The sequence below is a fragment of the uncultured Campylobacter sp. genome (genome assembly GCF_937997465.1).
Lineage (GTDB): Bacteria > Campylobacterota > Campylobacteria > Campylobacterales > Campylobacteraceae > Campylobacter_A.
On sequence record NZ_CALKTQ010000082.1, the window covers coordinates 1 to 7,750 of the forward strand.

Below are 7,750 nucleotides of genomic sequence, written 5' to 3' on the forward strand. Positions count from 1 at the left end.
CCGACCAGGTAGCTCCCGTCGTAAAATTTAAATCCGCCTCGTCTAAAGAAAAAATACTGCGCCTTATCGCCTTTTGTTCAAATTTGAAGTCCAATTTTGTAAAAATCTGTTTTTAAATTTTACCCACCGAGACCCTCATCTTGAAAATATAATTTTAAACCTGCGACGCTTTGCGTTAGCAAAGCTATGTCGCCACCCTTAACTTCGCTCCGCTCGTTACGAGACGGTAACAAGTTACCCCTACGAAGAAAAGCGTCGTAGGGGGGGATTAAAGGGGGTGGGGAGCTCTTTTGCTTCGCTACGCTCGCAACTGCAAAGCAGAGCGCAATTTAAGCCCCACCCCCTTTACAACAAAGTAAAAAACAACCTTAAACGGTTGTTTTTTACACAAGAAAACCAAACTCGCAGTGTTAAATTTAATCAAGTCAAATTTAACACCCTAAAGGCGCAGGTCTGGGTGCATAAAATTTATAAATTTAATCCCAAATTTACTGCTCGCCAAAATCCTTGCCAAAATCATCTATCTGGTTTAAATCCATCGGTTTTAGCTGATTTTTATTTCCTCTTAGTATATCCTCGACCTGCTCTTTTTGCGATCTTTTTGAGCCTGTAGTTTTGACGTTTTTTAGCGCTTCAAGTAGCTCTTCGATATTTGGTTCGCGCACGGTTTTTAGCGAGATGATGAGCACTTCGTCGATATCGATCGAGTGCTTTTTGGCGGTGTATTTAACAAGAGTTTCTTTAAATTTTTCCTTACCCAGCGAGGTTAGCAGATCCTCGACATAAAAGCTACCGATAACGACGTTTAGCGCGTCAAGCACATACGCTTCATTATCCGCGACGTCTCGCCCCTCTAGACGCAGGCTCACGCTTACTTTTTTGATCGAGCTTTTAGCGTCTCTGGAGTATAGATCGGTTTCAAAGTTATCTATATTTAGCGTCTCGGCAAGGGCCATAACCGCGGCAAGAGCCAGCGCAAAAATCTTTTTCATACGTCTTCCTTAATGTTTTCAAATTTGTTTTCAAGATAGAATTTCTCGACCTCTTCGTCTATTTTAACGACGCTTTGCAAATACTCTCTAAACGGCCGACTCTTGCCGTAAAATATCCTCAGCTTTTTTGGATCGATCGCCCTCGAGAGTGCGACGTAGAGCTGCCCGTTGGCAAAGATATGATTTAGATCGCACACTAAATTTTCGATGCTCATGCCTTGGGATTTGTGGATCGTGATCGCGTAGGCTAGCTTTAGCGGAAACTGCGTCAAAGACGCTCTCGCGCGCTCCTCGAGATGCTCGCCCGCCATCACAAACTCGCTCATGTCAAATCTCGCGCGCTCCACCTCGACGATCTCACCGTTAGCTTTTTGCACTATGACGCTTTTTATCTCGCCGTTTTCTTTTAAAATTTGCATTATCTGTCCGCGCTCGCCGTTATAATACTCGCCCCATTTATTTACGGTAAATATAACTTTCGCTCCGATTTTTATGTTTAAAATTTCAGGCGCGTAGAGGTTTGCGATCCAGCGATCCAGCGCGTTTTCGTTCAAATTTTCATCGTAAATTTCCACTAGCGCCTCGGCTCTTTCAAGCGGCGCTGGCAGTTTAGAGAGCATCTTGTTATTTAGCTCGTCAGCTTCGTAATTTCGTCCAAAAAGCACGCTCGTGTCGTCATCCACCTGTACGCTTGGCACGCGTAAATTTTCGATATAGCTAAACACCTCTTCGCTCAGTCGCCCGACGCGAAGCATAGATAAGATATCGTAAAATTTTTTATCTTTCGTGCGTTTTGAGACGACTAGTTCGATATTTTTAAACTCAAATTCATGCCACGAGCTAGAATTAAAAGCATAAAGAAATTTAAACAGCGAGTTGCCGTCATCGCCGTTTTTTCGTACGGGCGGTAGCTGGTAAAAGTCGCCCACGAGCATCACACGCCCGACGAATCGCGAGCTCATCAAGCGGTAATAAATCATATCCATCAGCCCCGCACTGATCATCGAGATCTCGTCTATCACGATGAGATCGCAGACGTCGAGCATCTTTTTTAGTTCGCCGAGCTTTCCGCGCTGTTTGCGGTCGTAGCCGCGCAGCTCCTCGAGGTTTGAGCAAATGCCGAATTTAAAAAAACTATGTACGCTCACTCCGCCGACGTTTACCGCTGCGATGCCGGTGCTGCCCAGCACCACGACGTTTTTTAGCTCGCTTTTATAGTGCTTGATGACCGCTTGCGTGAGGTGGCTTTTGCCTACTCCGCCGCGCCCGGTGAGAAAAACATTTGATTTTTTTAATATTTCTAAGAGCTGATTTAGCACAAATTTCCCTAACTTTTTGTAAAATTATAGCTTATTTTTAAGGAGTGAGATTGAAAATTAATAAATTTATGCTTTCTACGGCAGTAGCGTTAGTAATGCTAGGCGGTTGCGCATCGTCAAAAGATGCCACTAGTGCGGTAAATTTACCCGATCAAGGCGCCAATACAGCGTCGGCATACGATATGCCCGAGGAGAGCGCGGACGAAAATTTAGGCCACATCAGCTATCTAAAATTTGACGTCGATCAAAATGTAAATGCGTTGCCGATACTGCCTTTTGAGGCTCAAAGTAGCGGCCAGACACTGCTACAAAAACGCTTTAACTCGCTTGATCTAAGAGCGCCTTCAACCACCGCAAAAGATGCGTTTTGGGCTCTGGACTACTATAAAAATACGGCAAAAAGGCAGTATTATTTCTCAAATATGCGCAAAATCCCGAACGAATGGTTTGAAAAGGTGCGTAAAAACGCTAGCGTAGAGAGCTTCGGTAAAGTCTCTCTACCTGCGATAACGACGGCAAATACTAGCCTGCGAAATGTACCGACCGACGAGGCCATACTCTATAATCCGGCACGTGCCGGCGAGGGACTACCGTTTGATTACGCCCAACTATCTTTCGTCTCTATCGGCTATCCGCTTTACGTTTCGCACTTTTCGGCCGACGGCGCGTGGGCGTTTGTGGGTAGCGACGCTGCATGGGCCTGGGTGAAATCGACCGAAATCAAAATTTTAAACGCAGACGCCGTGAGGGAGCTAAAAAACTCTAAATTTTTAAGCGTTATAAAAGATGAAGAGCCAGTATATGATAAAAACGGTAATTTTTTATTTTACGGGCGTATAGGCGCGATTTTGCCGTTTCAAAGCGAGGATCAGTTTAAATTTTACGGCAAAATCCAGACCCAAAGCGGGCTAAGAAACTACGAGATCTCAAAACAAAGCGCAAGCCGCTTTCCGCTTAAATTTAGCGACGAAAACGTAAGAACGCTGGCATCATCGTTGCTCGGGCAAAGCTACGGCTGGGGCGGGTTTGGCGGCAAGCGCGACTGCTCGCTGTTTTTGCAGGATTTTCTCGGTAGCTTTGGCGTGTGGCTGCCGCGAAACTCAAAGGCGCAAGGCCAAATCGGCAAGGTCGTGAGCCTAGCAAATTTAAGCGCGGAAGAAAAACTACGCGTCATAAAAACGCAAGCAGTGCCGTATAGAACGCTATTTCACATGAACGGGCATATCATGCTTTATGCGGGTATGCGCGGCGACGAACCGCTCGCCGTGCACGATGTCTGGGGTATCCGCACGAAAGATAACGGCAGAGCCATGATCGGCGGCATAGCGATCACGACGCTAAAAATCGGCTCGGACGTCTCAGACATCGATCCAAAACGTTTGCTGGTTTCGCGGATAAACTCCATGAATACCTTTGAAGTGGCTAGCGGCGAGGAGGCGTCGCGCGCGAAAAAATCGGCGATCGAAAAAGCTTATGGCGTGAAAATCGTCGGCAATGAGGTGATTTTCGCTGACGGCAGCAAAATTAAATTTGACGACGGCGAGACAAAAGACACGGCGCATCTACTAAACCTTGCCGACGTCGAGGATACTTTTGCGCAGCCTTATCCATTATTTAAGCCTCTAGTGCTACCTAGCAATGACGCGGGCAGATACCGAAGCTACGAGCTTTTAGATAAAATTTACGGCGCGAATGAGGCGGAAGTGAAGACAAATTTAACCGACGTCGTTTGGCTAAAAAATCACGGCGGCAAAACGCTTAAATTTAACTCCAAAAACGGCGCGGCAACCGCCTTGCAAGCCGTCTCAAACGAGCTTGACGCGCTGGCCCTGCAAAAGCCCGAGCTACTAAAATTTCTCGATAACCCGTCTGGCACGTTTAACTGGCGCGTGATCGAAGGTACAAAGCGCAAGAGCTCCCACTCCTACGGCATCGCGATCGACATAAATACCGACAAGAGCGACTACTGGCGCTGGAGCAAGGACGGCCGCTACCGCAATCAAATCCCCGAGGAGATCGTGCGCGTTTTTGAAAAACACGGCTTTATCTGGGGTGGGCGCTGGGTGAGCTTTGATACGATGCACTTCGAGTATAGACCGGAATTTGGGCATCTAAGATAAATTTGATGCGGTTTTGACGATAAATTTGGTCAAATTCGGCTTGAATTTATCGTTATTTTTTGGCTGGTAGCGAGGCGTCGCAGACCGTAAATTTAAGCTACAATCAAGAAGGCGCGAATAAATTTTGCTTTGCCGCTTTTTGGCGTAAAATTTAAGGCAGACGACATGAAAAATCTATCGCCTCTGTGGCAAATTTGAGCTAAACCGGACTTAAATTTGCCGTCAAATTCGGCTAAATTTTTAGTAAAAGCTGGATTAAATTTGGCGGTTTGATTTCGGTAAGCATGGCATTTCTGCGTTTCCGTGTTTTTGATATTCGGCGAAAATTTGCAAGCGATTGCGAGAGGCTCGCCACCCTTTTTGCGGTTTGTTAAATTTAGCTTTGGTATGGGCTGGGCGGTTAAATTTGACGCCGAAACGACGCGGTATTGGTTTAGCCTACGTTTTATAGTTCGTAAATTTTGCGCAAGCCAGACGGACGACGATAAAATTTGACCTGCCATTTTTTAAATTTAGGGCGGCGATTTGCCGTTTTGCCGTCGTCGATATTTTTACCGTTTTTACAAATTTTACGCCGCTTGCAAATTTGCTTCCATTCTTGTCGTTTGTTTTATGGCTACGTTTTGCTTGCCAAATTTGGCTACAATTTGATTATACCAAGCCTAAAAGCTCCGAAAATCTTACCGGAAAATTTAGATAAAATTTCAAGCGGTAAATTTTTCAAAGTAGCGCTAGAAATTTGATACGCACAAATTTATAACATCTTTTGCGCCGCTAGCTAGCAGCATAAACCAAATTTTACTAACAAACTAGAGATGTTAAATTTCACCGCCTTATATTACTGCGATCTCGATACTTTTACTTATAAATGCCTCTTGCAGCTCGCTCTCAAACATCCGCTTGATCTCGCTTCCAAGTACGTAGTTGCCATCTCGCTAGGGGCGGCAGATCACGTTGCCTTCTTCTCCTTTGCTTAGGCAGACGCAGTTAAAATAGCTCTTGTCCGAAGCGTTGTCCGATATAAGGTAAACAAGCCCGTTTTCGGGGATAAAATTTCCCTCTGCAAGCCCGCGCGCTGTCGGCATTATCCTAATCGCCGCCCCGGCGTAAAATTTCGCGCCGTCCGTTATATCTTTAAGGCTTATCCACTCGGCCATTTTCTGCCTCTTTTTCTAAATTTAGCTCCACGAGCGCACTCTCGCCAACTACCCGAACGCCAAGTTTTTTTAGCGCCGCTGCGGTTATCCCGTCGCCGCTAACGATCCGCCCGGTAAAGCTTCCGTCGTAAATCCATCCGCTTCCGCAGCTTGGGCTTCGCTCTTTTAAAACCGCGATTTTACAGCTGTTTTCGCGGGCAATATCGGCGCAAATTTGAGCACCCAAAACAAACTCCCGCGTAACGTCGCGGCCGCTAAATTTGGTTAAAACCCGTCCCTTTGAGCAAATTTCGGCAGGTTCGCGCGGGGTCGTTAGTCCGCCCATACTCTCCGGACAAACGGCGATTAGCTCGTAAATTTGTCTAAGTTTGGCAAGCTCGCCCGCGCAAATCGCGTCTGCGTTATTGCCGCCGTTATATTTGCAGTTTTCGCCGAGCAAACAGGCGCTGATTAAAATTTTGGGTTTATTTTTCATAGTTAGTTCCGAAATTTGATGGCAGGCAGGCGTTTTTAGCTCAAATTTACTAACGCTTCGGACGGCAAATTTAAATGCATTCGTCAAATTTAGCCGAATTTGAGCCGACTCTCGCAAATATAAGGTCGACCCGAAACATCAAATTTTAGCCTAAAGCCCGGCCTCTTTTTTGATTCTATCTATATACATTTGCCTTAGCATAGGCACGTATTTACCGACTTTGCCGCCGCTTATCGGCTTGCCGTCAGCCTTGACGACGGGCAGTAGCGGCAGCGTCGCAGCCGATATAAACACTTCGTCGGCATCGTAAACGTCCTGCATCGTAAACGGTCGCTGCCTGATCTCAAGCCCCGCCTTTTCGGCAAAACCTAAAATCACCTTGCGGCGAATGCCCGGCAAAATTTCGTTTGAGAGCGGTTTGGTTATCAGGACGTTATCTTTTATGATAAATGCAGACGAGCTAGTCGCCTCGGTAACAAAGCCGTTTTCGACCATGAATCCCTCGTAGGCGCCGGCTTTTACAGCCTGTTCTTTGGCGTAGCACTGAGCCAAAAGTGAGATGGACTTGATGTCGCGGCGCTTCCAGCGAATATCCTCGACGCTAACAACCTCGATGCCAGTTGTGGCGTCGGGGTTTGCGACGATATCTTTTTCGTAGCAAAATACGAAACAAGTCGGCTTTAGGCCTTTTATAAATTTAAAATCCCTATCGGCGACGCCGCGAGTGATCTGCATATAAACGCCGCCTTCTTTTAGGTTGTTCCGCCAGACTACTTCCTCTAAAACGCCCTGAAAATCGCTCTTTGAAAGCGGCAAGCTTAGCTCGATCGCAGCCAGGCTTCTCTCAAATCTCTCCCAAAAATCCTCCCTATCCACGAGCCGTCCGTTTAGCACAGGCACCACCTCGTAGATGCCATCGCCAAAGATAAATCCGCGGTCAAATGCGCTAACCTTAGCCGCTGCTGCGTCTATAAATTCGCCGTTTAGATATACTATTCCGTTCATTTTTTCTCCTTAAAATTTAAGTAATTTTAGCTCAAATACTCTTAAAAAGCGTTGCTTTAAGGCCAAATTTTAGCTTGGATTACGAAGTTTTTGCTATAATTGAGGCTAAATTTAAGGATAATCATAAATATGAAAAATAACGCGCTAAAAAATTTGATCCTAGAAAATATCTTTGTTATCTCGAAGCAACCCGTGCTGTTTCGCGATCTACTCGAGGCAAATTGCCTTTTTAACGAAGGCATGTTGGTAGATCCTGCTAAGCTAAATTTTAAATTTCGCTACGCAAGAACTTACCTAGTTTACGGGCTTTTGTGCTTTGTCGTGTTTTTTATTTTACTGCTTTTGACGCATCATATTTTTACCAAGCTTGACTTTCACCTCTCGATCGTTAGCGCCGTGGCGGGCACATCGGCTGTTTTTATCGGGTTTGATATGTTTAAAATTTGGGCGAGAAAAGCCGTAAGCAAAGAGCTCATAAAAAAGGCTTGGAGCGTGCATTTTCCGTATTTTAGCTACGAAAAATACTCCACAAAAGTCGAGATGATCTACAACGAAGCGGTAAAAAACGAAATCCCGCGCAAGGACTTGGAGCAATACGTCCTAGAGCGCCTAGTCGCGCAGTCTGAGGCCGGGATTTAGTTATTGCAAAATAAGCGGGTCTAAAATTTGATTTTTGTATTTC

The 7,750-nt window shown here is 45.8% G+C and carries 8 protein-coding genes; 2 read left to right on the forward strand and 6 right to left on the reverse strand.

Annotated elements, in window-relative coordinates:
• Nucleotides 1-488: 488 nt before the first annotated feature.
• Both Q0546_RS02415 and Q0546_RS02420 read right to left on the reverse strand, forming a co-directional pair.
• A complete protein-coding gene (locus Q0546_RS02415; RefSeq protein WP_298790195.1) occupies nucleotides 489-992 on the reverse strand; it encodes a hypothetical protein in 504 nt (167 codons plus the stop codon).
• Nucleotides 989-2,311: an AAA family ATPase gene (locus Q0546_RS02420; protein ID WP_298790197.1), complete on the reverse strand. Its 1,323-nt coding sequence runs from the start codon at nucleotides 2,309-2,311 to the stop codon at nucleotides 989-991. The genes Q0546_RS02415 and Q0546_RS02420 overlap by 4 nt, the downstream gene beginning before the upstream one ends.
• A gap of 44 nt (nucleotides 2,312-2,355) precedes the next feature.
• Here Q0546_RS02420 and Q0546_RS02425 point away from each other — a divergent pair, with 44 nt between their 5' ends.
• Nucleotides 2,356-4,431, forward strand: a complete 2,076-nt coding sequence (locus tag Q0546_RS02425; protein WP_298790199.1) for a M15 family metallopeptidase — start codon at nucleotides 2,356-2,358, stop codon at nucleotides 4,429-4,431.
• A 92-nt stretch (nucleotides 4,432-4,523) separates the two neighbouring features.
• Here Q0546_RS02425 and Q0546_RS02430 read toward each other — a convergent pair whose 3' ends face one another.
• From Q0546_RS02430 to Q0546_RS02445, 4 genes are all read right to left on the reverse strand, one after another.
• Entirely contained in the window at nucleotides 4,524-4,934 is a 411-nt protein-coding gene (locus Q0546_RS02430) for a hypothetical protein (RefSeq protein WP_298790201.1), read from the reverse strand.
• A gap of 432 nt (nucleotides 4,935-5,366) precedes the next feature.
• Nucleotides 5,367-5,588, reverse strand: a complete 222-nt coding sequence (locus Q0546_RS02435; protein WP_298790203.1) for a hypothetical protein — start codon at nucleotides 5,586-5,588, stop codon at nucleotides 5,367-5,369.
• Nucleotides 5,566-6,063, reverse strand: a complete 498-nt coding sequence (locus tag Q0546_RS02440) for a DUF523 domain-containing protein (protein WP_366519247.1) — start codon at nucleotides 6,061-6,063, stop codon at nucleotides 5,566-5,568. The genes Q0546_RS02435 and Q0546_RS02440 overlap by 23 nt, the downstream gene beginning before the upstream one ends.
• Before the next feature lie 150 nt (nucleotides 6,064-6,213).
• Complete coding sequence (locus Q0546_RS02445) at nucleotides 6,214-7,068, reverse strand: D-amino-acid transaminase (RefSeq protein WP_298790208.1); 855 nt, start codon at nucleotides 7,066-7,068, stop codon at nucleotides 6,214-6,216.
• 129 nt (nucleotides 7,069-7,197) lie between these two features.
• On the opposite strand from Q0546_RS02445, the gene Q0546_RS02450 reads away from it, so the two are divergent.
• The gene (locus Q0546_RS02450; protein WP_298790210.1) at nucleotides 7,198-7,707 is read left to right on the forward strand and encodes a hypothetical protein; all 510 of its coding nucleotides are present in this window, start codon (nucleotides 7,198-7,200) and stop codon (nucleotides 7,705-7,707) included.
• Nucleotides 7,708-7,750: the final 43 nt, after the last annotated feature.